Source organism: Hyphomonas sp. CACIAM 19H1 (genome assembly GCF_003325995.1).
In the GTDB taxonomy this organism is placed as follows: domain Bacteria; phylum Pseudomonadota; class Alphaproteobacteria; order Caulobacterales; family Hyphomonadaceae; genus Hyphomonas; species Hyphomonas polymorpha.
In genome coordinates, this window is the sequence record NZ_CP016437.1 from 2112203 (window position 1) to 2138026 (window position 25824).

Genomic DNA, 25824 nt, shown 5'->3' on the forward strand with positions numbered 1-25824 from the left:
GTTTTGCCCTGGGAGGAAGGCAGGTGAATACGTAATCGGCCCTAGATGACCCAGAGGCAAGCAAGCAAAATCAACCGCGCGGCTGCTTCCGCCGCCGCCTCGGCAGAAGTGCCAGCCCCAGCGACGCTGTCAGGAAAATCACCCCCACAGTGGTCATCAGCAGATAGTCACGGTTCTTGGTCCCGATGGGCCGCAGGAATTCCCATTTGTGCAGCACGTCAAAGCTCCAGCCCTCGGCCTTCTGCAGCGCGCTCTTGCGCGGCGCCGCCGCAATCAGCCCCTCGCGCACATCCACAAACACCGGCCCCTCCGGGCCCTCAACGCGCATCACCGGCAAGCGCTTGTTGGCAAAACTGTATTCGCGGCCAAACCGCGTCACCAGAGACACCGCCACCTCCGGCCCCGCCCCGGCAATCGCCCGTGCCCGGTCTGCATCGCTATGGCCTGTCGTTGCCCCCTGATACGCAATGCCCCCGCCCGTCTCGATCCGCCACACCGGCTTGCCATCCGGCCCCGCTGTCGCGATCAGCCCATAGAGCGATCCCGGCCCCGGCCTCGGCGCCTCAAGGTCAGCCAGGCTGAACACACCTGGCGGCGGAAGCGCCTGCCCCGGTCCCATCGTCACGAACAGATGAAACATCCCGGACACCGTGAATGTCAGGATGAACGGCAGCGCCGCCCAGGCCGCCAGCGTATGCGCCTTGCGCAGGCCCCGCCCCTTCGCCTTCAGCAGCAGCGCCGCCCCGATCAGGCTGGTTGCAATCACACTCAGGATCAGCCCCGCCAGTAAGGCCACACGCAACGGCTCGGCAAAGCCCAGGAACTTCAGCGTATGCACATTCTGGAACACCCAGAGCAGCGCCCGCCGCCGCCCATCGGTCACCGCCGCCAGCCGGTCGGCCCCGGTGTCCACATACACCGCCAGCCCCTCAGGCGTCTCAAACGCCACGCGCCACACCGGCAGCAACCGGTTGATCTGCGGATACTCGGTATTGAATCGGTCGATGATTTCCACAGACCGGACCCCAGCCTCCGGCAACGCGGCATAGTGCCGGGCCAGCGCAATTGCATGGGCCTCCTCAGCCTCCGGCGCGGCCTCTCCAGTGAGGGCATCGGCCACCGTCTTGCGCGTCATCGAAGGGTCGGTCGACATCCAATAAGGCCGCCCGCCAATGGTCACCAGCCTTACCTGAACTGTCCGGATCTGTCCGGATTTGTCCAGAAACTGTCCGGGAATGTCCGGCAGTGTCCGGATCTGACCGCCATATGGGGGCGCCTGCACCGCCGGGCGCGGCGCCGTCCAGCTCATCACAGGATGCAAAAAGCCGGTCAGCGCCCAGGCCATCGCCACAAATGCCGCCACCCAGCCAATCTGGCGATGCAGCGTCCGCGCCGTCGCCGGGCGCTTTGTTTTCATTTCATTTTTCACTTGGTTCGTCTCTGAAGTCAGGCCGCGCGCGGGCGTGCTCATGGTCTCGCCGCGCGGCCTCCAAAAGGCGCGCGCAACAGCGGATCAGCTCAGAGAAATAGCAGGTGGCCCGGTCGGATAGGGCGGCAGCGCTGCCAGGCGGCTTGCCAGCTCAAACGCCACAGGATGGTGCAGCCCCGCCTCGCGGATCACCCGCAGCTGCTGCAGGTCCGGCATGTCCGGCGTGGGCACGGCACTCTGCGCGCCCGCTGCAAAAACACAGCCTTTCAACATTTTCTGCGCGTCACCAGAGGGAGTCTCTTCGGCCGCCTCCACATAGTTTCCGGTCGACAGGTCAAGCGTGCGGCTGACCACGCCCTGCTCCGTGCAAAGCTCGATCCGGATCTGCCCGGAGGCGTCCTCCGCCAGCATGTACCCCGCCGGAACAGCCACCCGCACGGCCACGGCCAACACCAGCAGCATCCCTGCCAGTGCCCGCAATCCGCCCGAGAGAAGCCCCATGCCGCGCATGGCGCCTGTCTCTCAAAGCCCGGCGTCCGCGTCAAATCAGGGAAGCGGAAACAGCGCCGGCGCGCTGAACTGACGCGCCCCTGTCCAACATTCGTTGGCGGGAAAAATCTGCAGGGCCAGAGAAGCGAGAGAGGCGCCCCATCAGCCCCGCAGAAGAAGTGTCATCAGAAGCAGGCGTCAACTTGGGCCCACGTGCGTCCCCCCGGACCTGTGGACCAACTAAAACTCTAGGCCGCGCCGGATTTTCCGTCTTCCCCCTGTTCCGGGGTGACCTCCACAAAGCCGCGCGCCTGATCCAGCTCCTCCGGTACAAACGGGCGGCCCCGGCCCGGCCCAAATCTTAGCGTCACAGCCGGATTTGCCTTCCGCGCCCGCCTTGCCAGCGCCGTCACCAGCCCCAGAAAGCTGGCGCGCCGATGCTCGCGGACGCCCCAACGATGGCGCTCTGCCCCGGTCCAGCCAAACCAGTAGTCATCCGAAAAACGGTGCAGCGTGCCCTCTTCCGTGCGGATGGTGCAGCGCGCTGTTCCATACCTGGCGGGCGGCAGGATCACCTGCACGCAGGTCACCTCGCTCAAACTCATCCGCCCGCCTTCAACCCCGTTGCGCCAATGCAGCATGTGACCATCCAGCCAATAAGCACGATCACGGCTGAAGGGGCTCGGCCGGAACAGGTGCCCCAGTCGGCTGTTTTCCCTCGCATCGGTCATTCCGGTCACCCAGCTATCCTGTGACGGGAAATGCCACGTTTTGGCGGGAAGTGTCCTCCCCCCTGTTCCGGTGGGTCGGCAAGACAGGCTATTGAAGATAATATGACGCCATCTCTTCTACGCCCCGTAATGGAATGTATGTCACAGACGGCGAGGAAAGGCCCAAACCGTGAAAAGCGTCCTGATCCTTGAAGATGTCGCGGAAACCCGCGCCTGGCTTTGCGAGATCGCGCGGGAGGCGTTTCCCGGCTGCGCCCCGCATGAGGAAGGCAGCGTGCGCGGCGGCCTCACGGCGGCCACCGGCGCAAGGTTTGACCTTGCCATGCTGGATCTTGGCCTGCCCGATGGTTCCGGCCTCGATGTGCTGCGCAAGGTGAAGCAGGAAAGCCCCGAGACGATCTGCGTGATCACCACCGTGATGGGGGATGACGCCTGGATTGTTGGCGCGCTGTCTGCCGGGGCAAACGGCTATCTCCTGAAAGACCAGCCACAGGACACCCTCGTGCGCCAGCTTCGTCAGATTGCGGATGGCGTTCCCGCGCTCTCCCCATCGATCGCCCGGCGCATCATGGATCATTTCCGCCTCACCGGCCCCGCCGCGCCGGATGACGATCTCACCGCCCGCGAGCGCGACGTACTCGCCCTTATTGGCCGCGGCATGCGCAATGGCGAAGTCGCCCGCGCGCTGGATCTCAGCGAGAACACCGTCGCCAGCTATATCAAGGGCATCTACCGCAAGCTTGGCATTTCCTCCCGCGCGGAAGCCTCCTGGCATGCCACCCGAATGGGCCTGACGATAGACCGCACCTGAGCGACTACTCTGCCGCCATCTCGAACACGGGAATGCGAGCCAACAGGCTGGTGCCCGCCCCGCTCTCCAGCGCCATCTCGCCGCCAAAGCTCTCGACACGGATCTTCATGTTGCCAAGGCCATTGCCTAGCGAGGCCTTCTGCGCCGGCAAGCCCTTGCCATCATCGGCCACCTTCAGTTCCAGCCAGTCGTTTCCCAGACGGATGGTCACCTCCACACGCCGCGCCCCGGCATGCTTGATCGCATTGCTCACCGCCTCGCGAATCAGCGCCCGCAAGGCATGAACCTTCTGCCGGGACAGAAGCGCGCCCGACGCCGCATGCAGGGTCCAGCCAAGTGCAATGCCATGCGGCTCCAGCCGGTCCGCCGTCTCCGCCCGCAGGTCGGCCAGCACATCCTCCATCGGCGCTTCAGAACCCTGCGCGTTGTTGATCACATCGCGAATGTCGGTCAGCGTCTCGCGGATCATCGCGTCCTTCCGTACCGTCTCGCGTGAGTGCAGCGCGCGGAGAAGCTGCGCCCCGATATTGTCGTGAATGTCCCGCGCAATCCGCGCCCGCTCCTCCGAAACGCCGCGGTCATAGGCGTTCCGGTTCTCCTCGGCATAGCGCATCAGCTTCACGATCTGCGCTGCCAGCGTCACATCCTTAGGCGAATAAAGCCCGCGCCCGCCATTCTTGTAGCGCAGGCTGAGCGGCGGGGAATCGGCCACCCCCGGCAACACCATCAGCGTGCCTTCATCCTCCACCCGCACGCGCACGACCGCCGCCTCCACTGGCTTCACCTCCAGCGGCCCGAAAATATCCCGCATCAACCTGCGCCACTGCCCGGCCCGCTCCTCGCCGCTCGGGCGCAGCGCAATGTCGATCACCGCGCGGAACAGTTCAGCCTCATCCGGGCGCGCCTGCCCGGTCAGTTTGCGCCAGGCAAAGCTGCGCATCGGCAGATACACCGCCGCCGCCGCCAACAATGCCACGGAAAACGCCGCCCCCGGCTCAAAGGAAAGGATGCCGATCAGTGCCAGGTCCAGCACCAGCACGGTCAGGGCCGCCAGGAAGTGAAACATCAGCTGGAACGCCCAGCCGCCCAGCCCGAACACGCGGAACCGCATCAGGCCAACCGTCAGCGCCACATAAATCAGCAGGAAAAAGCCAAACGCGATATTCTCGTCCAGCAGCGGCGCAAACCCGAACGTATGCGGAAACGCGACGGTCGAGATAAATCCGCCCGCGCCCAGCACCACCGCCGCGCCCAGCCACAAGGCAATCGAGCGCTGCACCGGATCGTTCCGTGTCGCAAAGATCTGCCAGCCCACGAGGGCAAAGATGCCGACCATCTCCCAGAAGGTGATGGGATGCACCAGCATAAAATCTGGCGACGGCCCGAACATCACCCAATACGTAACCGCGCCAAAGCCCAGCACCGTCGCCACCATCATCCAGCGCCAGCCCGGCAGCTTCACCGGATAGATCATGAACAGGCACATCATCACGATGCCAAAGCCGGAAGCCCCAATACAGTTGATGATCCCCGCCAGCAGATAACCCGCCTCGCTCAGCGGCATGGCAAACAGCCAGACCACCGCCGCCGCCGAGAACATCAGCGTCGTCAGCCCGCTCACCGCAAACAGGATCGCCGCCGGGTCAGCCGGCTTCAGCGCCCACACCCAGGCCGACACCAGACACGCGCCAAACCCCACCAGCAGTGAAACCCACGCGCCCGCGCCCACCTCCAACGGAGAGCGCCAGTTCCCCACAATGTCAGTCGGCCCGCTTGCCGGCTGCAGCACGGCCAACGTCATCATCCCCGTCACCGCCACCACCAGCAGCGCCGGCACGGCAAACCGCACGAGCGGCGTATTCATATCCTGCACTCTCATGCCTGGACGCCCCCTTCTTCCCACCTGCTCCATAGAGGCTGCCCCGCTGCGGATGTAAACCGCCCCCCACCAGCCGATGCGCGCTTTCCCGTCTTCCCCCGGAACAGGGGGGCGGCGCACACGCCCCTCAGGCGAGTGTGAGGTCCATGCCACACTATCACTTTCGATAGCTTGTCTCCGGCCCCGCCTTACAGGAACCGTGCAGCATTACAGAAGTCTGCCGCCCTCCCAGAGCAGACGTTGCGGAGGAAATCCATGAAACGTCAAAAACCCTTTAGTCGAATTGTATTTGGCGGTGCCTCGGCGCTGGCCATCACCCTGTCAGCGCCCGCCCTTGCCCAGGAAACCACGCCGGAGACCACGCCCCCAGCCGCAGCCCAGCCGGCAAACTCCGACTCCGACCTGAAGCTCGGCTCCATCACCGTCACCGCGACCCGTCGCGAAGAGTCCGCCCAGGACGTTCCGATGGCCATCCAGGCCTTCAGCGAAGACACGCTGAACCAACTCAACATCAATTCGGTGGAAGACCTCACCACCGTCGTGCCCGGCTTCTCGGTGTCCCAGTCCTATCAGGGCGTGCCGACCTACACGCTGCGCGGCATCGGCTTCAACACGATCAACCTCTCGGCCACCTCCACTGTCGGTACTTATGTTGACGAGGTTGCCTACCCCTACCCGTTCATGAACTCCGGCCCAGTTTTTGACGTCTCCCGCGTCGAAGTCCTCAAAGGCCCGCAAGGCACCCTGTTCGGCCGCAACACCACCGCTGGCCTCATCAACGTCGTCACCAACAAGCCGGTCGACGAATTCCAGGCCATGGCCAAGGCCGAAGTCGGTAATTACGATACCTGGAACCTCGAAGGCATGGTCAACCTGCCGATCTCAGAAACCGTCCAGGCCCGCTTCGCCATCCGCAGCGAGAACAGCGACAAGGGCTGGCAGCGCTCGATGTCCCGTCCGGATGAGGACCGCGGCACGGTCGACAAACTCGGCTTCCGCGCCGCCCTCGCCCTTCAGCCGACGGATAAGCTGGACGTGAACCTCAGCTATAACGGCTGGATCAACAAGTCTGACACCATCGCTGCCCAAGGCATCGGTCTCACCCCCAGCACCGACCCGACCTTCATCGTTCCGGGCACGAGCGGCCCGTCTTCGACCGCCGGCTTCAACGCCCCGGGCCTCATTGCCTTCCTCCAGAACAACCGCCCCAGCAGCTCTAAAGACGCAGACTGGGTGCCTTATAACGTCCGCTCCCAGACGATTGGCGGCGTTCCGGGCATGACGGACGACAATAAGGAAGACTCAACCTTCCATGCCTTCCGGGCCGGCATCAACTACACCTTCGACAACGATCTGACGCTCGTGTCGCTCACAGGCTATAACAAGCTGGAGCGTGAGGCGATCCTCGACTTCTCCGGCGCGCCCTACCAGATCCTGAACCAGGACATCGACGGCGAGATCAAGTCGTTCAGCCAGGAACTGCGCCTGGAAGGCCAGACCGACCGCATCAACTGGCTCGTCGGCGCCTATTATGGCAAGGATGAAACCGTCGACACCAACCGCACGATGCTGCGCGATAACGCCAACTCGAATTTCATTTCGACGGCGGCTTATCTCCTCACCGTCAACCCCGCAGCGCTCGGCTTTGACCCTGCCACCGTTGGCCCGCTGGTTGCCTTCGTCAACCGCGATCCGGAAACCGGCCTGCCCTATACGGCTGCCGAGCTGCTGAACTCGTTCCAGACCTATCGCGACAGCGGTGACTTCGAAACGACCACGCAGAGCATCTTTGCCAATATCGACTGGGAAATCACACCTGAATTCTCGCTCACCACAGGCCTGCGTTATACCGAAGACAAGCAGAACTATACCGGCTGCTCGGCAGACGTGAACGGCTCCATGCAGCCCAACGTCAACGTCTTCAACCGCGTGTTCTTCACCGGCATCTATGGCTTGTCAGCGCCGCCGCCGGCGCTGCAGGAAAATGGCTGCAACACCTATGACGTTGCCACCAACACTTTTGGCCCGGTCACCTCCAGCACCAAGGAAGATAACGTCAGCTGGCGGATCGTTGGTAATTGGACCCCGCGTGACAACATGCTGCTGTTTGCCTCGGTCACCCAGGGCTACAAGTCGGCCTCCACCCCAGTGAACGCGGCCTCCAAATCCGAACAGAACGCACCGGCCACCCAGGAAGGCCTGCTGGCGTATGAAGTCGGCATGAAGGCTCAGTTCTTCAATCAGCGCCTTCAGTCCAACAGCTCGTTCTTCTTCTATGACTATGAAGACAAGCAGGTGGCCTCCTTCTTCCCGGACCCGATCTACCGCGCTCTCTCGCGCCTTCAGAACGTGCCGAAATCGGAGGCCTATGGTTTCGAGACGGAGCTGACCTGGCTCATCAACGAAAACCTCACCGCGATGGGCGGTGTCACACTGCTGCAGACCGAGATCAAGGAATTCGATACCTCCGACAGCTTCGGCCTGCCAACCAGCCGCGCGGGCGACCCCTTCCTCTACAGCCCGGAAACCAGCCTCAGCCTCGCCCTCCTCTACGACCGTCCGGTTACGGATCGTTACGGCCTGCGCGGCTCGCTCAGCGGCCGCTGGCAGAGCGACTCCACGGCCGGCAATCCGGATGATCCGCTGTATGACATCGACTCCTATGGTGTCCTGAACGGTTCGATCGGCCTCTACACGCTGAACGATACCTGGGAGTTCTCCATCTGGGGACAGAACCTCACGGACGAGTATTACACCCAGCAGGTCACGACGAACGCCAACGTCGTCGTGCGCTACGGCAGCAAGCCGCGCACCTATGGCGCGGCCCTGACCTACCGCTTCTAACAGGGTTTCTTCCTGTAAACCGGCCGCAGCTTCACACCGCTGCGGCCGGTTCTTTTTTGCCGTAAACTTGGCCTGCGCTGTCAGCCTGCGGAAAGTGTCAACTCACCTGCCCGCCCGCTTTTGCCGCGGTCTGCGCGCGCCACAACCAGCGTACGTGCCTCATAGTCGCGCGAGCGCACCGTGCTCATCCCGATATATTCCGCCTGCGCTGCCTTCCGGGTCAGCGTCAGCAAGACAAATCCCTTGTCCTTCACATTGGCAAAGCGCACGCCCCGGTTTTTCGCGGGAATGGCGCTCGCCGCTATCTCAAAGATGCGCGGATCACTTGTGATGTTTTCATATCCGCCGGGCGAAGTGATGCTGCCTGTGGCAAACTCCACGCCCGCAAATCTCTCATCGCTCTGCCGGTAAAGGTCGCTCGCCCAGAACATGTGGCTGTCACCCGACAGCACCACCAGATTGGCCTGCGCCGAAATGGCTGAGGAAAGCAACCGCTCCCGTGCCGCCGGATACCCGTCCCAGGCATCGAGGTTCACCGGCAGGCCCAGCTTCGAGCGCTCCACCCAGCGGGCCGAATAGCCGCCCTTCTGGCGCACGGCCTCAAGAATGTCCTCCGGCAGAAGCGCGGTGTAATCCGGGGTCCGCATCGGCGCCATCACGGTCTGGTTGCCCAGCACCTGCCAGGCGGTGCCCGCCGCGGCTGAGCGCTTCAACTCCCCGTCCAGCCAAGCTTCCTGCGGCGCCCCCAGCATGGTGCGCGCAGGGTCTGCCAGCGGCCCAGCCTCGAAGGCTTCGGGGTCCGTCACCCCGCCCAGGCTCAGCGCCTCGCCGCGCCCCGTCAGCCGCGACTCGATCAGGATCAGCGAGGCAATCTCGCCAAACTCATAGGTCCGGGTGAGCGTCCTTGCCGCTTCCCCCCGCTTGGGGTCGCGCATCGGCATCCATTCAAAATAGGCCTGCAGCGCCGCCTCGCAGCGCGCCGCCCAGCTCCCCTGCTTGTCGTCCTTGTGATTGGCCGCCCCGCCCATCCAGCTGTTATTGGCCGTCTCGTGATCGTCCCAGACGGTAATGAAAGCGGCCGCCGCATGGGCTGCCTGCAGGTCGGGATCACGCCGGTAGGCGGCAAAGCGGGCGCGGTAATCCTCCAACGTCACCGCGTCATGCGCAGGCTCGGCAAACCGACCCAGCATCCTGCCGGTCTCGCCGTCATACCCGTCAGGGCCATACTCATAAATGTAGTCGCCTAGATGGATCACGGCGTCGATGCCCGGAGTCTCTGCGATCGTCCGGTAGGCATTGTAGAAGCCCGAGCCGAAATTGGCGCAGGAAGCGACCGCCAAGCGCACTTTCTGTCCGGATTTGTCCGGCAGTGTCCGGAATTGTCCAATGTCTGACACCGCCTGTCCGGCCCGGAAGCGGTAAAAATACCTGCTGCCGGCGGAAAGTGATTCGATATCCACTTTCAGCGTATAGTCCCGTGCTGTGGCCGCCAGCCCCGTCCCCTTGCGCACTATCCGGCTGAACTCGGCGTCTTCAGCCACCTCAAATCCCACCGGAACCGCGGCCACATCCGAGTTGTAGGCCCGAGTCCAGATCACCATCGATGTCCCTGTGGGGTCGCCGCTCGCTACGCCAGAGGTGAACACTGCATCAATATCAGCCACCTTCTGGGTTATGGCGCAGCCGCCTAGAAGTGTGAATCCGCCCCCCAGCCCAAGCAGCGCTTCGCGCCGGCTAATCCCTGAATTATTTAATTTTTTGGATGGGCTTTTCGTCATCAGGTCACTCCGGCGCGTGGCGTATCAGGCGGCACGCTGCAAGCCTTACACGCCATATGCAACACTGAGATGTTAGCTGATATGTTTGACTTTTGCCCCCTGTGCGCCAAGTTGCCATCCAGCGACGCCTGTGCGCAGCAGCTAGGCATCTCCACAGAATAAGGCGGGCCCACTCCGCTCAATTTGAAGATGGGCTTGCCACAACCAGCACGATAACAAAGCCTGCCAACATAAATAATGCGCAGGCATAAGGGAGCAAACAACATGGGCACACAAACAAAAACAAGGCCCAGGGAAGATATGGTTCCGTTTCACCAGCAGGGTTTCAGCGACGTCCGCCACACGGAAGACTGGGCACCCGACCTTCAGAAGTCGAAGGCGTATGAGCAGATCCTGCTGGACATCATCCTGGGTGTTCTCCCGCCCAGCGCGCGGCTGGATGAGCTGGGTCTCGCCAAGCAATATAATCTCGGTGTCGCCGGTGTGCGCGATGCGCTCGCCCGCCTGTCACTTGAAGGCATGGTGCTGCGCCGCCCCCGCTCGGGCACCATCGTGGCTTCCATCGACGTGCAGGAAGTGCAGCAGGCGTACGAAGTTCGCTGCCTGCTCGAACCCCAGGCCGCCCTTCTCGCCGCGCAACATGCCACCCGCGCCGAAATCGACGAAATCCTTACCGCCTTCGATGGCGCCGAAGCCGCTGCCAAGCGCCGGGATTTCCGCGCCATCATCGCCATGGACCAGAAATTCCACCGCGCCGTGGCCATCGCCAGCCACAATCTCAGCCTCGCCCGGATTGTCATCAACCTTCACAACAAGGCGGCGCGCTACTGGTATTATTCGATGACGACCCGCCCCGATGAAGACCGGCTGGAAGACATCTCCAACCACCGCATCGCGGCCAAGGCGATTGCCAAGGGCGATGGCCCCGCCGCGATGAAAGCCATGCTGGTGGTGATGGGCTCCAAGACCGCCGACTGATCCTTTCGCAATGTCAGGCGCCCGCCCGCCAGAACCGCACAGGTTTCGGGCAGTCATTTACTTGATCACCGTCCAATCGAATGAAGCGCTTTTGCCGTGAGCTGAGCGTGGCTCTTTATAAGTATGTTTCCGGAGGGGGAATTTGCGGGCCAGCGCGGCGCCGCCAGCCTTGTGCTTTGCCAGAAATCAGTCCCCGCAAATTGCTGCACCGCACGATTGCTGGGCGCCCCCGCATCGGACCTGCCGATAATTTGAACATGTTAACTGAAATGTTAGTTCAAATATCAGATGGCGCTGTTTTTCTGGCCCCACCACCTTGAACTGACCCCATAGCCAACCCGCCGCAGCCTATGAGGGGTCCAAGACATGCGAGCACTGTATTATCTGACAAGCGTTCTGACAGCCATTGCCCTTGCCAACAGTGCCTGGGCTGAAGACGGACCTGCTCCGTCCACGGAGTATGCAGCGGATGAAACCGCCGTACTCGACACTGTTGTCGTCGTCAGCGACCGCGTGGGCCTTCTGGAAAAGTCAAACAGCGAAAGCGTCTTCGGCATGGGCAAGTCCCTTCTCGAAACGCCGCGTTCGGCGACGCTGGTCAGCGATCTCACTCTGGAACGCTACGGTATTGAGGAAGTTGACGACCTGATCGCCATCGCGCCGGGCACCTTCACCGGCAGCTATTACGGCGTCAAAGGCGCTGTGAACGCCCGCGGAACTCTGGCGGAAAGCTACTTCAACGGCTTCAAGCGTGTAGAAAACCGGGGCACCTATCCTACGCTTCTGGGCGCTGCCTCTCAGGTCGACATCGTCCGTGGTCCGCCAACCCCAGCATTCGGCCCCGGCAAGGTCGGCGGCCTTATCAACGTCATCCCCAAAACCGGCCGCGCCAGCGGCAGCGATGAAGTTACCGGCCAGGCTGAAGTCACCCTCGGATCCTATGGCAAGTTCAACACCAACGGCCAGGTCGGCATCCCCATCGGCGATCGGGGCGGGGTCTATGGCTATGTCGAATATGAAGACTCGGACTCCTACTACAGGGGCATTTCGCCGGAACATCTGATGATCCAGCTGTCTGGCGAATATGATGTCACCGACACGCTAACCATCACGATGAGCGGCCAGTATTTCGATTCCGACGGGTACGTGCAGACGCCCGGCTGGAACCGCGTCACCCAGGACCTGATCGACAACCAGACCTACATCACCGGCCGCAACACCGCCGTCGTTGATACCGATGGAAACGGCCGCATCACGCCCAACGAGGCCGGTGGCAGCTTCGTCGTTGGCTATTTCGGCTTTACGCCTTCCGTCAATCCGCGCTTCCAGCTCACCGAAGGCGTCGGGACCGCAAAACTCAGCCCCCGTACGGTTTTCATCTCGGATGCAGACTTCTCCAAGACGACCACCAACACGCTCTATTTCAAGGCCAAACAGGAAATCGGCGAGAGCGCGCTGAATGTCGAGCTATTCTATGACGACATGGAAAACCAGCGCTTCGTCAGCTATGGCTTCCCGGCAGATTATGATGCCTGGGCCGGCGAAGGCCGCATCAGCTATGACTTTTCCACCGGCACGGAAGACAGCTTTATCCGCTCCACCAACAAGGTGGGCTTCGGATACCGCCGCCAGGATGCCATCAAAAAGGAAACCTACAACTCCGGCTACATCTCGCTTGATCGCCGCGACATCATCTATGGTGCCACAGCCGCCGACACCATGGATGATCCGTTCTCGGTTGAGCCCGGCAATATCGGTATCGGCTGGGACATGACCGTCGACTCCAGCTGGACCGACACGAGCATCTTCGGCCTGACGGACATCAGCTTCGGCAAATATGTGAACCTGCTGCTGGGCGGGCGCTATGACTGGTATGATGCCACCTCCATCGATACTGGCGGCCTCTGCTACTGTCCGGCCAACATCAAATTCGATGCGTCCCAGGAAGAATTCAGCTACAGTGCCAGCCTCAGCTTCAATACGCCATTTGGCCTCTTCCCCTATGTCACCTATGCCGAAACCGCCGCCCTCGAAATCGGCCAGGCTGGCGACATTACCCCTGGCCTGATCAGCGGCGATCAGTGGATCTCCGACTCCGAGCTTACCGAAGCCGGTATAAAGTTCGAACTTCTCGGCGGAACGCTGGTGGGCAGCCTTGCCGGCTATGAACAATCCCGCACACGCCTTTCGATGTTCGATAACGTAGTCGCCACCGAGGCAAAGGGCGTCGAGTTGGAAGCCCGCTGGCTTGCCACTGACAACCTCTCCTTCACCTTCGCGGGCAACACTCAGAAAACCACCGTCAAAGGCCCCGATGCCAGCTTCGGATACATCCCGGTCTGGGCAACGGGCCTGAACCCCATTGATGGCTATGGCGCCGCCTATGCCGTCTACAATCTCGCCACGTCGCCCGTCGGCCAGCCAGGCGACTATGAGTTCCGCCTTGTGCCACAAACCGTCGTCAGCCTGTTTGGCTCCTATGTGTCAGACGCCTATGAATGGGGCCAGTTCGGCGTAACGGGCGGTATCACGAGTGTCTCGGAAACCGCCGGCAAGCTCGCCAATCCGGTGATCCTGCCCGCTTATGAAACCGTGAACGTGTCTGCGTTCTACACCATCCAGGATTATGAGATCGCCTTCAACGTCGACAACCTGTTCGATGAGCTCTACTTCCAGCCGGTGACAGACACCTATTCTGATATGGCGGTCCTGCCCGGCCGCGGTACGGAATATCGCGTCACCTTCAAGAAGAAGTTCTGAGAACGGAAAAAAGCTCCCCGCCGGGGACCGGTCCTGCTGCCTTCCCCATGCCCTCCCGCTGGGCTTGCAGGACCGGTACTCGGCAGAGGAGAATGAAAGGGAGTGTCTGCAATGAGGAATGCCTGTGAAGCCGAAACCCGCCTATCCTGATACCCTCGCCGGCTGGGTCGCGCCCGAGCGGGCCGCGGTCATCGTGGTCGATATCCAGGTCGATTTTGCCTCACCGGAAGGCGTGCTGGGCCAAGCCGGGCTGGATATGAGCGTCGCCGCTCCCGCCGTGGCCACGGCCACGCGGCTGGTTGACGCCGCCCGCGCCGCAGGCACGCCCGTGATCTTTGTGGGCCTTGCCACCACGCCCGCCACCGACTCGCCCGTCTGGGGCGAATGGCGCCGCCGGCGCGATGGCGAAGACCGGGGCGGCGCCATCTGCCGCGCCGGAGAGCCGGGCTCCGCCTTTGTCGGCCCGACCCCGCAAGCGGATGAAACCATCATCTGGAAATTGCGCTATAGCGGCTTCTTCGGCACCAGCCTTGACGCCGCATTGCGTGCGCGCGGCATCGACACGCTGATCGTCTGTGGGCTGACTACTGAATGCTGCGTCGATTGCACTGTCCGCGATGCCTTCCATCTCGATTATCTGGTTTATGTGCCAACCGACGCCTGCGCGGCCTATGATCCCGGCATCCATGAAAGCGCGTTGCAATCACTGGCGCTCAACTGCGCCACGCTGGTCTCCACAGACGAGATTTGCGCCGCCTGGGTTGAATAAAAACAAGAAAGTATCCCAATGAGTAACGTGTTCAAGAATTTGCCCGAGGCGAACTATACCGTCACGGAAGAGGACGCCGCCGCGCTCGCCGCCGCCATCGACAAGGAAGAGATGACAAAGGTTGCTCTGGAGCTGGGAAACATTCCCAGCCCCGCGCGGGGCGAAGCCCAGGCCGCCGAATATGTCTATCAGTGGCTGGCCAAAGAGGGCTTTCGCCCGCGCAAGGTCGGCGCCACGCCTGAGCGCCCGAATATCATCGCCACCTATGGCGGCAAGGGCGATGGCAAAAGCCTTCTCTATACGGCTCACCTCGACACCGAAAGTCCCACCTGGAACCCGGACGAAGACGTCTACAAATTCCGCCCGGAAACCCTCGAAGTGCGCGAATGGAACGAATGCTGGCTGGAGGACGGCGCCTTCCACGGCTTCCCAATCGCCAATGATCGGGGGCCCATGACCTGTTTCCTCTTCGCCGCCAAGGCGTTGAAGCAATGCGGCTTTGATCTTGCTGGCCGCCTCTACCTCACCGCCTCCCCCGGCGAAATCGGGCCCGAGCCCATCGAAGAGGCCCGCGGCATAGATTTCATGGGCAAGGACATCGGGACGCACTACGTCTTCAATCATGGCGGCGTTTCGCCAGATTACGCCATCGCTGCCGAGGGCTGCGACTATGGGCTCACCTGGGTCGGCTGCGGATATGCTGTCTTCCGTATCCGCCTCTATGGCGAGGCCGTCTTCACGCCCCTCCTCAACTCACCCAAACTGGCCGCCCAGCACCCAAACCCCATCTACCGTATGGGCGCCGCCATCCAGCCGATACTGGACTGGAGCCTGAAATTCGAAGCCGAAAGCCGCTACGACACGCCCGGCGGCTCCGCCTATCCCAAAGCACAGATCTCCGCCGTGCGCGGCGGCGTGCCCCATGCCTTTGGGGCGGGCACGGAAGTCTGCGCGCTCTATCTGGAAGTCGGCCTCGCGCCCAATCAGGAAATTGGCGCAGTCCACCGCAGCCTCGAAAAATTCCTGCGTGAGGCAGGCATCGGCGAGTTCGATGTCGAGCCCGTCGTCGTCCGTCATGGCTTTGAGGCCGATGCCGGAAAGGTTGCCCCGCTGGTCAGCGCGGTCGATGCCGCCACACGCCTCACGCTGGGAAAGCCGGTCGAGCGCGCCGCGCCCGTCTATTCCAGCATGTGGCGAGACCACAATGTCTTCAACATGAACCGCGTGCCCGCCATCACCACCGGCTTCAAACGCTGGCGTCCGACCCCGGATGATCTGGCTAAAAGCGCGCTGATCTACGCCCTCACCGCCCTCGCCCTCTGCGGCAAGGCCGGCAGCGAGGCTGAAGCAAAGCGCACCAAGCCCGTCTATGGCGACAATCCGTTCGGCTGAGAGGAGACGGCACATGACCCATCCCATCGAGGCTGGCCTCTGGCGCGAAGCCATGGGCGGTTTCCTCACCGGCGTCACCGTCGTCACCACGCTCAGCGGTGACAGGATCGCCGGCACCGCCGTCAACGCCTTCTCCGCTGTCTCGCAATCCCCGCCCCTGCTGCTTGTCTGTCTCGACCGGTCGAGCCGTTCGCTGGAAGCAATCCGCAGCGCCGGCTTCTTCGCCGTCAACATCCTTTCCGAAACGCATATGGATGTGGTCCGCCGTTTCTCCTCCAAAAGCGCGGAGGATCGCTTCCAGGGCGTCGCGCATGCCCCCGCCACCACCGGCGCGCCGGTGCTGACCGGCTCCGTCGCCTGGTTCGATTGCCGCGTTCACGCGATCCATGATGGCGGCGATCACGAAATCGTCGTCGGCCGCGTGCTGGAGCTCGGCTCCGATAAGGCCGCCGCGCCGCTTGCCTATCACCGCGGCAACATCTGGTGCCTCAATTCGCGCGAACCCGTTCCCGAAGGGCGCGCATGAGCCCTCCTGAAAAAGCCGGCGGCCCCCACCTCACCGGCACGGCCGCGCTTGTGCGCGTGATGGCCGATACGGCCTATCGTAGCCTGTTCCTTGCCTCCACGGCCATGATGGCCAGCCAGTGGATGCAGCGCATCGCGCTCGGCTGGATCATGTGGGAACTCACAGGCTCCACCACCTGGCTCGGCCTGCTGGCCAGCGCAGAGCTGCTGCCCGGCCTGTTCTTCGGCCCGCTAGGCGGGGTTCTGGCAGACCGGATGAACCGTAAACAGATCGTTCTTGTTTGCCAGACAGCTGCGCTGCTCATCTCCGTCGCCACGGGTCTCGTTGTTTTCCTCGGCCTCTCCGCGCCGCTGCTGCTGATGGCGCTCACGGCGGCGGGTGGCATCGTCGCTGCCCTCCAGGAATCGGCGCGCACCCTGCTGCTGCGCGATGCCACCCCGCGCGACTGCCTGCCGACCGGCATGTCGATGACCGCCATCTCCGTCAACGTCACCCGTTTCCTCGGCCCGGCGCTCGCCGGCCCACTGGTCATCTGGCCCGGCCCCGCCTCGATCTTCTGGATCAATGCCGCCGTTTCCCTCGTGATGATCGCGACTGTCCTCAGCCTGCGGAAACTGCACGCCGCCAGCGCCGCGCCCGCCCAGCGCGAGCCCTTCCTCCGCCAGCTCTGGACCGGCCTGAATGCCGCCTCGAGCCACAGCGTTGTCACGCCCGTACTGCTGATCTTCGCGGCCACCGCCTTCCTCGTCCGCCCGGTTTACGAACTGATGCCCGCCTTCGCAGACCGGCTATTTGGCGGCAATGTGCAGGATTATTCCTACCTCATCATGGGCGTCGGCGCCGGGGCGGTTATCGGCGCCGTCATCGTCACGCTGAATGCTCCCGCCCGGCCCGCCATGATGTTCTTCTGGTCATCGCTCGCCGCCTGCCTCTCCCTTGTCGCCTTTTCGGCCACGCCGGGCATCCTCTCGGCCACGCTGGCGGCCACCATCCTTGGCTTCTTCATGTGCATCAGCGCGGCCACCTCCCAGCTCGTGATGGTTCTGGATACGGACGAAGCTGTCTCCGGCCGCGTGCTCAGCCTTTGGGGCGCCCTGATGCGCGGGGCCCCGGCGCTCGGCGCGCTGGCCACCGGCGCAGTGCTGGACGGGATGGGATACCGCCTGCCGCTTGCACTCTCCGGTCTCATCGCCGCGCTGCTCACAGGCGCTGCCATCTTCCTTTTCACCCGCAGACCCGGCGCCCGGCCGGGCGCCGCCTGATCCGGAAATCCCGCCATGCCCGCCCAATGGTCAATTGATAGGCAACCTGAACCATATCTGACGCAGTTTCTAACATTTTGTCTGAAATGTCAGATTTTGATCTGCTGGCCCGCGATCTGCAACGCAGCCCCCGCTACAAAGAATTGAAGAGCAAGAGAGAGACAGATGCTGACTTCCGGAATCTTCAAATCCGTCCGCTCCGTGTCTCCTCTGGCAGGGGGCCATCTGGCCACACTCAGCACGCTGGACCTGCTGATCAGCGCCGCCACCTTCTCCTCCCTGGGCATCGTCCTGCCTCATATGGTGTCAGAGCTTGAGTGGAGCTGGTCCCAGGCCGGTCTCGGCTTCACCATCCTGGGCGCCGCCTGTGGCGGGTCCTCCCTCCTGCCCACCCTGCTCATCCGCAAGTTCGGGGTCAGGCTCGCGCTGATCTGCGGCGCCCTGCTCATGGCACTCGGCCTCTACACGATGAGTTCGGTCAACAGCCTGCTGCAATATTTCATCGCTGCAGCCATCTGCGGCGTGGCCTATCAGATGCTTGGCACCATTCCGTCCACCTTCGTCATCAGCCGCCACTTCAAGAACCGCTCCACCGCCCTCGGCCTCTATTTTACCATCGGCGGCTTTGGAAACGTCTTCGGCCCGTGGATGGTGATGGCCGTGCTTTCGGTGGAAGGCCAGGTCTGGCGCGATTACTGGGTCTACCAGTCCCTCCTCCTCCTCGCCACGGGCATCGCCGGCGCGCTCATCATCGGCCTCGACAAACGCTTTGCTCAGCCTGCGGAGCGCGAACTGACAGAGCCCGCCATCGAGACAAAGATCGAGCCTGCCCACACCCCTGGCACCACCTGCGAAACAGCTGCTGCCGCAAAGCCTTCCCGCGTCTACGTCACCCCGGTTGACTGGGGCGTGAAGGAAGCGATGCGCACCCCGCAATACATGATCCTCGTGGCTGCCTATTTCGCAAACCTGATGGCCCTGGTTACGGTCACCAGCCTCTCGGTCGGCCATCTCGTCGAACGCGGCGTCTCGAATGAAACCGCCGGCGCTATGCTGAGCCTGGAAGCCTTCATCGCGGTGCTCACGCGCATCGGCGGCGGCTTCCTCGGCGAACGGGTTGACCCGCGTTATCTGATGATCGTGTCGCTCGCTGCCACCTCCATCGGATGCGCGGTCCTCGCCACGTCAAACTCCCACTCCATCCTGCTGATCTACGCAATCGGCACCGGCATCGGCTTTGGCCTCACCGCCCTCTCCTGCACCGTGCTGATGATGAACTATTTCGGCCAGCGGCATAATCTGGAGCTCTTCTCCTCCATGTGCCTCGTGGGCGCCGCGTCCGCCCTCGGGCCGACGATTGGCGGCGTCATCCGTGATCTGACGGGCAACTTCATTCTGATGTTCCTGATCCTCTCTGCCGTGGCCGCCATCGTCTGGGTGGCCGTGGTGATGATGCGCGCTCCGAAGCGCGGCGAAACACCTGAAACCACCGGCGCCAGCCCGACCCTCGATACTCCGGCCATCGCCGAAAGAGCCGCCTGAAAAAACCAATACGTGGAGCTCCAAAACCATGTTGCCCAATCACAAACTGTTCGGTGTCTTCCTGCCCATCGCCAATGGCGGCTGGATCATCTCGAAGAACGCGCCCCGGCTGGATGGCCTTTACCAGACCAACCGCGAAGCCGCGATCATTGCAGACCGCATCGGCCTGGATTTCATCATGTCGATGTCAAAGTTCCGGGGCTTCGGCGGCGAAACGAACCATTGGGCCACCTCGATGGAATCAATGACCATGATGGCGGGCCTCGCCGAGGTGACAAAGAATGTGAAGGTGTGGGCCACCATGCACGCCCTGCTTTCCAATCCCGGCGTTGTCGCCAAGATGGTCACCACGCTGGACCATATCTCCAACGGCCGTGCCGGCCTCAATATCGTCGCCGGGGCTTACCGCGAAGAATTCTCCCAGATGGGCGCATGGGATGACAGCCTCACCCATGGTGATCGTTATCAGCTCACGGAAGAATGGATCACCATCATCAAGCGCCTCTGGAGCGAACCCAGCGTCACCTTCAAGGGCCGCTTCTTCGATATGGAAGACTGCCAGTCCGATCCAAAACCCTTGTCAAAGCCGCGCCCGGATCTGATCGCCGCCGGCCAGTCCGATCGCGGGTTTGACTTCTCCACCACCCATGCCGATGCCTGCTTCATTGGTGGGCGCAGCATTGAGGAACGCCGGGGCTTCAGCAAGCGCGCCCGCGAAATCGCCGCCGAGAAGGGCAAGACCATCCGCGTCTGCTCCATGTGTACCGTCATCCATGACGACAGCGACGCCAAGGCCGAAGCGATGCTGCAACGCTTCGAGGATGGCAAGGATCTCGGCGCCATCATGGCCCAGATGAAAAGCTGGGGCCTGGCGCCAGACAGCCTTGCCGCCGCCGCCCGCAAAATGGGCGCCAGCCAGAACCACACGGTCGTCGGCTCTCCGGAAACCTGCCGCGAGAAGATCGAGCACTATATCGAGACCTGCGATCTTGACGGCGTGATGCTGATCTTCCCGGACTACAAGACGGGCCTGGAAATGTTCGGCGGCATCCTGCCAAAACTGCGCCAGCGCTTCCCGGCCACAAGCCACGAACCCGTATAATCAGATAACAGAACAAGGGAGAGGGAAACCCCATGGCTGACGGATTGCTGGACATGGCGCTTGGCGCCGGGATCGCCCCGGAAGATGCAAAAGCCATCGCCGATGCCATCGACATCGAGGAATTGACGAAACTCATCCTCGACCTGTCGAACATCTACAGCCCGTCAACCGGCGAAGCGGATGCCTCCGCCTTTGTCCATGAGTGGATGGAGCGCGAGGGCTTCCGCCCGCTCAGCGTGGGCGCCGTGCCGCACCGCCAGAATGTTATCGGCAGCTATGGCGGCAATGGCCCCGGCAAAAACCTTCTGTTCACGGCCCATCTCGATACCGAGAGCGAGCCTGCCGATCCCGTCATTCTCGCCAAGACGCGCCGCCCCGAAAGCGCGAAAAACCGCGAGTGGCGCGAATGCTGGCTCGAAGATGGCAAGTTCTATGGCTATGCCGTAGCCAATGATCGCGGACCGATGTCCTGCATGCTGATGGCCGCCAAGGCGTTGAAAAAAGCCGGGTACGAACTCGCCGGCCGCATGTATCTCACCGCCTGCCCCGGCGAATGCGGCCCCGAACCCATCGAGGAGCATGGCGGCATCGACCGTATGGGCAAGGAAATCGGCGCGCATTACATGTTCCATCATGGCGGCGTCGCGCCTGATTTCGCAATCGCCGCCGAAGGCACCGATTTTGGCGTCACCTGGCTCGGCTGTGGCGGCGCCATGTTCCGCATCCGCCTATATGGCCAGTCGATCTTCCGGCCACTCCTTAACGCGCCCAAGGCCACTGCCGACCATCCCAGCTCCATCTACAAGCTTGGCCCGGTCATCGAGGCGCTACACGCCTGGTCGCTCGACTACGAAACAAACAACGTCTACCGCGCCAAGGGCGGCACCTCCATCCCGAAGGCGACAATCAGCTGCGTCCAGGCCGGTTTCCCCCATAGCGGCGGCACCGAAGTCGCCGCAATCTATGTCAGCTGCGACCTCACCCCGAAACAGAAAGCCGCCCAGGTCCTGCATGAGCTGGAAGCGGTCATGCGATCCCTGCCAGGCCTGGAATTCGAGGTCGAACCCGTCAATGTCAGCCATGGTTATGAAGCCGACGACATCGAAGTCGCGCCGCTCATTGCCGGTGTCGATGGCGCCGTCCAGGCTGTCCTCAACCAGCCCGTCGAAATTGCCAAACCGGTCTATTCCAGCATGTGGCGCGACCATAACGTCTTCAATATGCACCGCGTGCCCGCGATTACCTTTGGTCCGGTCCGCTGGCGTCCGTCTCCTGACGATTTCTTCAAATGCACGCTGATGTACGCCCTCACTGCCCTGTCCATCTGCGGTCGTGCCACCGGCGATGTATATCGGCGCGCCGGCAAGACCGTCTATGGTGACAATCCCTTCGATTAGGCCGCCGGGCCAGGCGGCGGACCGTCCAGCCCCAGATACTTCATCAGCATGTCCTGGAACACCTGCTTCATCTCGTCGATATAGCCCGGTTCCCTGGAAACCATTTCGATATAGGCGCCGCGATAGAAGGCTGCCATCACGGCGATCAATACGCCGGGCACCTTCATGCCGGAAAGCTCCGGAAAGAAATCATCATACCCTGTAACGATTTCCTCGATCCGCGTTTTCGAAGACCGTTTGTATAGCGCCAGCAATTCCTTGTCCGACCGCAGCGCCACGATCAGCTCGAAGGTGATGGGAAAAATCTCCTGAAACTCACCCCATAGAATGTCGAGACGGGCGCGAAGATCAAGGTCCGTCTTGCCCTCAAAGGCGCCGTAGACCTTTTCGTACCGCCATTGCACGAAGTGTTGGATCGCGGATGAGGTCAGCTCGATTTTGCTGGCATAGTGATGGGTAATTGCCCCCCTCGAAACCCCCGCCGCATCAGCAATGTCCTGTAGGGAAACTCCGATATACCCCTGCTCTCCTATGCATCTTAGCGTTGCGTCCAAAACCCGCCGCTGCATGCTCTCGCTGCGGTCTTTCTGGGTTCTTCGTTCGCGCCTCTCAGGCATTTGGTCCGCCATCGGATGATCTCCGGATGAGTGTTGGATTTCACTCCAAGTGATCCGGGCAACCAGCTTGGTCACTCAGGGAATCTACGTAATACTATATGCACGAAGAACGAAAGCTCAAACGAAAAGCGACGTCAAATTCCCGCATCCTGTTGCATTAGCAACAGATCCAGTGATTTTGCGTCTTGCCCATGGGGAATTCCCACCATCGGCAGTGTTCTGAACCGGCACACCTCCTCGATGAAAGCGCCGGGTTGCCCTCCGGAAACGAAGGGTTGCGAAACCACCAGTGCGGCGATCTCCAGACCGCGTGCCTGCAGCGCATCAATTGCCGTCAGCGTATGGCTGATGGAGCCAAGATAGGGTGCTGTAACAAGAATAACTTTCAGTTGCAGGTCGGCCATCAGGTCGATTTGCAGCGTCTCATCTGTCAGGGGCGACATCACCCCGCCGGCCCCCTCCACCAGATGCACATCCGCGCCCACAGCCAGCCGGCGCTCTACGAAGCTACGGATTTCATTGTAATTCTGCACTATTCCCGCCTGCCGCATGGCCACGTTCGGCGCCAAGGGCGGCGCCAGCCGGTGCAGGCAGATCTCGGAAACGGATGCGGGCGTCACCACTTGGCCCATTGCCAACAGCAATCGTCCGGCATCGGACTGTTCCAGCGCGTCTTCGGCAAAGCCGCTCATCAAAGGTTTTGTCGCTTGGGTGACAAAACCTCTGCTCCGCCAAACCTCAATGAGCCGCGCACTGATATATGTCTTGCCGATATCGGTGCCGGTGGCTGTTACAAAGTAACCGCGCATGCCTGCTCCATGATGTCTTTTAGCGCCCCGGCAAACGCCCGAATGTCGACTTCCTCATGCCCCGACGCAAAGGTTACCCTGAGTCGCGCCGTGCCCGCCGGCACGGTCGGCGGGCGTATGGCCGTCACTAGGTACCCCCGCTCCAGCAGAGCACCAGACACCCGCATGGCTTCTGCCTCCGGCCCAATGATGATCGGCACGATCACGCTCGAAGGCACGGGCAGCCCCATAAGCTCGCAGAACAGCGCGGCGTGTCTACGCGCCTTCGCCGTCCGCTCGGGTTCTGCCTGGATGATGTCCAGAGAGGCGATGGCCGCTGCCAGCACCGAAGGCGGCAGACCAGTGGTATACACAAAGCTGCGCGCCCGGCTGGTCAGCAGCTCCATCAGCGCGGCAGGCCCGCAGACATAGCCGCCATACCCGCCCACCGCCTTTGACAGCGTGCCCATCTGGATCTGCGCCGGATTGTCCTGTTTCGTGATGCCCAGCCCATGCGCGTCATCGGTCATCAGCCAGGCGCCGGTGCGCTCTGCCAGCACGCCAAGCTCAGATAAGGGCGCCACATCCCCATCCATCGAAAACACCGTTTCGGTCAGCAGCAGCGCCTGCCCCGGCGCCCCTTCCAGAAGGCGCGCCGCATCGGCCACGTCATTATGCCGGAAGAGGCGCATCTCCGCGCCCGAAAGCCGCGCCCCGCCATGCATGCAGGCATGGGCCAGCTCATCCATGACGATGGTGTCCCCTTTGCCCACCAGCGCCGGAATGGTCCCCAGATTGGCCAGAAAGCCTGATCCGAACACGCGCGCCCCTTCGGTGCCCTTCAGCGCCGCCAGCCGCGCCTCCAGCGCGCTGTTGAGCGGGTGATTCCCGGTAATCAGCCGCGACCCGCCGCTGCCCGCGCCAAATTTCAGCGCCGCATCGGCGGCGGCCTGCATCACGCGCGGATCGTGGGAGAGGGAGAGGTAGTCATTGTCGCAGAAAGAAATCACATGGCTCCCGGCCCGCACGGCCCGTCCGCCCGCTTCGCGCGCTGTTTCCGTGAGGCTCCGGCGTTGTCCGCTGGCCTCCAGCTGGGCCAGCTTCCGCTCTGCAAAGGCTTTCAGCCGTTCAAAAGATGTCATCGCGCTTACAATCCTCTGGCCGTTCTGCCGCGCCTGTCCTAGGGGATGCACGCGGGCCCTGCCAAGGGGCGAATACCCGCAGCAACGGACCCTTTAGGAGCGCTGAAGATGGCAGACCCGAAAGACTGGTTCACCGAGGGGCTGGAACATATCTGGCTCCCCTACGCCCAGATGCGCACCCTGCCCGCCCCGGTTGCAATTTCCCGAACGGAGGGCGCCCGGCTTTACCTCACCGATGGCCGCGAGCTGGTCGATGGCGTCGGCAGCTGGTGGACCAGCGTTCACGGCTATAACCGCGCCGAGCTGCTGGACGCGGCCCGCGCCCAAATGGCGAAGATGCCCCACATCATGCTCGGCGGCCTCGCGCATGAGCCCGCCTACCGTCTCGCCAGCCGCCTCAGCGCCCTCACGCCAGGCGAACTCTCCCGCGTCTTCTTCACCGAATCCGGCTCCGTCGCCGTTGAAGTCGCCATGAAGATCGCCATCCAGTATTTCCGCAACACCGCCGGCGTCTCGCGCACAAAATTCGTCTCCTTCCTCGGCGGTTATCATGGCGACACGCTGGCCACGATGTCGGTCTGCGATCCCGATGAAGGCATGCACCACATGTTCCGCGGCGCCCTGCAGGAACAATATGTCGTCGCCCTGCCCGAAACGCGCGACCAGATCCGCGCCCTCGAAACCCTGCTCGCCACCGACAAGAAAATCGCCGCCATCCTGATCGAGCCGCTGATCCAGGGCGCAGGCGGCATGCGGATGCACAGCCCCCAGGTGCTGAAAACTCTCCGCCGCCTCTGTGACCAGGCCGGCGTACTGCTGATCTTCGACGAGATTTTCACCGGCTTCGGCCGCACCGGCGAAATGTTCGCGGCAAACCGAGCCGGCGTCACGCCCGACATCATGTGCCTCGGCAAGGCCATCACCGGCGGCATCACCCCGCTCGCCGCCACCATCGCTTCCTCAAAGGTCTATTCGGCTTTCCATACAGACAATCCAGACCACGCCCTGATGCACGGCCCCACCTATACCGGCCACGCCCTCGCCTGCGCCGTCGCCAATGCGGGGCTGGATCTCTTCGCCGATGGCAGCCTCATCAAGCGTGTCAAGAAACTCGAAGCCTCGCTCACCAACCTGCTGGCCCCCGCCAGGGATCTCGACAGCGTCGCCGATGTGCGCATCCTCGGCGCCGTCGCGGCGGTGGAAATGGCAGAGCCCTTCCCGCTGGAAGCGGCCCGTAAATGGTTCATCGATCAAGGCACCTTCATCCGCCCCCTCGGCCGCACAGTCTACCTCTCCCCCGCCTACGCCATCGGCGAAGACGACCTGTCCCGTCTGACAGGCGCCATCCTGAAGTTCGCGAAAACAGGTATATCCGACATTGGATGATCAAGCCCCGGTGGGGTGACCTTCTCTCCGCGCGTTTCCAAAACCCCAAGAAAAACTTCCCGGCACAATCGGCTTCCGCCCCGTGGCCGGGAGAACAGCTTCACCAGAGATCAGCAGCGCCGCCCGGGAGTTCCAGCCCCCCCTGTGCTGCCCCAAACAAAAAACCCCTCCGTCTCCGGAGGGGTTTTCAGTTCATCTGACA

The 25824-nt window shown here is 62.5% G+C and carries 20 protein-coding genes and 1 pseudogene; 12 read left to right on the forward strand and 9 right to left on the reverse strand.

The window, feature by feature from the left end; genetic code table 11:
• Nucleotides 1-70: 70 nt before the first annotated feature.
• From BBF93_RS09905 to BBF93_RS09915, 3 genes are all read right to left on the reverse strand, one after another.
• Nucleotides 71-1417 (reverse strand): hypothetical protein, encoded by a 1347-nt coding sequence (locus BBF93_RS09905; protein ID WP_162786498.1) that lies wholly within the window; start codon nt 1415-1417, stop codon nt 71-73.
• Nucleotides 1418-1513: 96 nt separating this feature from the next.
• A complete protein-coding gene (locus BBF93_RS09910) occupies nt 1514-1939 on the reverse strand; it encodes a DUF2946 family protein (protein ID WP_114105789.1) in 426 nt (141 codons plus the stop codon).
• A gap of 227 nt (nt 1940-2166) precedes the next feature.
• Nucleotides 2167-2649: a hypothetical protein gene (locus BBF93_RS09915; RefSeq protein WP_114105790.1), complete on the reverse strand. Its 483-nt coding sequence runs from the start codon at nt 2647-2649 to the stop codon at nt 2167-2169.
• A gap of 169 nt (nt 2650-2818) precedes the next feature.
• On the opposite strand from BBF93_RS09915, the gene BBF93_RS09920 reads away from it, so the two are divergent.
• Entirely contained in the window at nt 2819-3460 is a 642-nt protein-coding gene (locus tag BBF93_RS09920; protein WP_114105791.1) for a response regulator transcription factor, read from the forward strand.
• 4 nt (nt 3461-3464) lie between these two features.
• On the opposite strand, the gene BBF93_RS09925 is transcribed toward BBF93_RS09920, so the two are convergent.
• Nucleotides 3465-5324, reverse strand: a complete 1860-nt coding sequence (locus BBF93_RS09925; protein WP_162786499.1) for a sensor histidine kinase — start codon at nt 5322-5324, stop codon at nt 3465-3467.
• Nucleotides 5325-5594: 270 nt separating this feature from the next.
• Here BBF93_RS09925 and BBF93_RS09930 point away from each other — a divergent pair, with 270 nt between their 5' ends.
• Nucleotides 5595-8183 (forward strand): TonB-dependent receptor, encoded by a 2589-nt coding sequence (locus BBF93_RS09930; RefSeq protein ID WP_114105793.1) that lies wholly within the window; start codon nt 5595-5597, stop codon nt 8181-8183.
• A gap of 80 nt (nt 8184-8263) precedes the next feature.
• Here BBF93_RS09930 and BBF93_RS09935 read toward each other — a convergent pair whose 3' ends face one another.
• Entirely contained in the window at nt 8264-9961 is a 1698-nt protein-coding gene (locus BBF93_RS09935; protein WP_114105794.1) for an alkaline phosphatase, read from the reverse strand.
• Nucleotides 9962-10261: 300 nt separating this feature from the next.
• Between BBF93_RS09935 and BBF93_RS09940 the strand changes: the two genes are divergently transcribed.
• From BBF93_RS09940 to BBF93_RS09980, 9 genes are all read left to right on the forward strand, one after another.
• Nucleotides 10262-10939, forward strand: coding sequence for a GntR family transcriptional regulator (locus BBF93_RS09940; RefSeq protein WP_233349072.1), 678 nt, complete (start codon nt 10262-10264; stop codon nt 10937-10939).
• 366 nt (nt 10940-11305) lie between these two features.
• Nucleotides 11306-13699, forward strand: a complete 2394-nt coding sequence (locus BBF93_RS09945; RefSeq protein WP_114105795.1) for a TonB-dependent siderophore receptor — start codon at nt 11306-11308, stop codon at nt 13697-13699.
• Between the two features lie 118 nt (nt 13700-13817).
• Entirely contained in the window at nt 13818-14468 is a 651-nt protein-coding gene (locus BBF93_RS09950) for a cysteine hydrolase family protein (RefSeq protein ID WP_035596835.1), read from the forward strand.
• An 18-nt stretch (nt 14469-14486) separates the two neighbouring features.
• A complete protein-coding gene (locus BBF93_RS09955) occupies nt 14487-15860 on the forward strand; it encodes a peptidase M20 (protein ID WP_199288408.1) in 1374 nt (457 codons plus the stop codon).
• 13 nt (nt 15861-15873) lie between these two features.
• Entirely contained in the window at nt 15874-16386 is a 513-nt protein-coding gene (locus BBF93_RS09960; protein ID WP_114105796.1) for a flavin reductase family protein, read from the forward strand.
• Nucleotides 16383-17648 (forward strand): MFS transporter, encoded by a 1266-nt coding sequence (locus BBF93_RS09965; protein ID WP_114105797.1) that lies wholly within the window; start codon nt 16383-16385, stop codon nt 17646-17648. The genes BBF93_RS09960 and BBF93_RS09965 overlap by 4 nt, the downstream gene beginning before the upstream one ends.
• A gap of 165 nt (nt 17649-17813) precedes the next feature.
• Nucleotides 17814-19190, forward strand: coding sequence for a CynX/NimT family MFS transporter (locus BBF93_RS09970; protein WP_233349073.1), 1377 nt, complete (start codon nt 17814-17816; stop codon nt 19188-19190).
• A gap of 28 nt (nt 19191-19218) precedes the next feature.
• Nucleotides 19219-20292 carry an LLM class flavin-dependent oxidoreductase gene (locus BBF93_RS09975; protein WP_114105798.1) on the forward strand — a complete coding sequence of 358 codons (1074 nt, stop codon included), beginning with the start codon at nt 19219-19221 and terminating at the stop codon, nt 20290-20292.
• 32 nt (nt 20293-20324) lie between these two features.
• The gene (locus tag BBF93_RS09980; protein ID WP_114105799.1) at nt 20325-21689 is read left to right on the forward strand and encodes a M20 family metallopeptidase; all 1365 of its coding nucleotides are present in this window, start codon (nt 20325-20327) and stop codon (nt 21687-21689) included.
• Here the strand turns inward: BBF93_RS09980 and BBF93_RS19810 are convergent.
• The 4 genes and pseudogenes from BBF93_RS19810 to BBF93_RS09995 form a co-directional block, all read right to left on the reverse strand.
• Nucleotides 21686-22093: a hypothetical protein gene (locus BBF93_RS19810; RefSeq protein ID WP_233349074.1), complete on the reverse strand. Its 408-nt coding sequence runs from the start codon at nt 22091-22093 to the stop codon at nt 21686-21688. The two genes, BBF93_RS09980 and BBF93_RS19810, sit on opposite strands and share 4 nt — an antisense overlap.
• 36 nt (nt 22094-22129) lie before the next feature.
• Nucleotides 22130-22318, reverse strand: a pseudogene (locus BBF93_RS20060) (helix-turn-helix domain-containing protein); the annotation flags it as partial.
• A gap of 122 nt (nt 22319-22440) precedes the next feature.
• Nucleotides 22441-23115 carry a dethiobiotin synthase gene (bioD, locus tag BBF93_RS09990; RefSeq protein WP_035596821.1) on the reverse strand — a complete coding sequence of 225 codons (675 nt, stop codon included), beginning with the start codon at nt 23113-23115 and terminating at the stop codon, nt 22441-22443.
• A complete protein-coding gene (locus tag BBF93_RS09995; RefSeq protein ID WP_114105801.1) occupies nt 23097-24236 on the reverse strand; it encodes an 8-amino-7-oxononanoate synthase in 1140 nt (379 codons plus the stop codon). The genes bioD and BBF93_RS09995 overlap by 19 nt, the downstream gene beginning before the upstream one ends.
• 108 nt (nt 24237-24344) lie before the next feature.
• Here BBF93_RS09995 and BBF93_RS10000 point away from each other — a divergent pair, with 108 nt between their 5' ends.
• Nucleotides 24345-25622 carry an adenosylmethionine--8-amino-7-oxononanoate transaminase gene (locus BBF93_RS10000; protein ID WP_114105802.1) on the forward strand — a complete coding sequence of 426 codons (1278 nt, stop codon included), beginning with the start codon at nt 24345-24347 and terminating at the stop codon, nt 25620-25622.
• Nucleotides 25623-25824 lie beyond the last annotated feature (202 nt).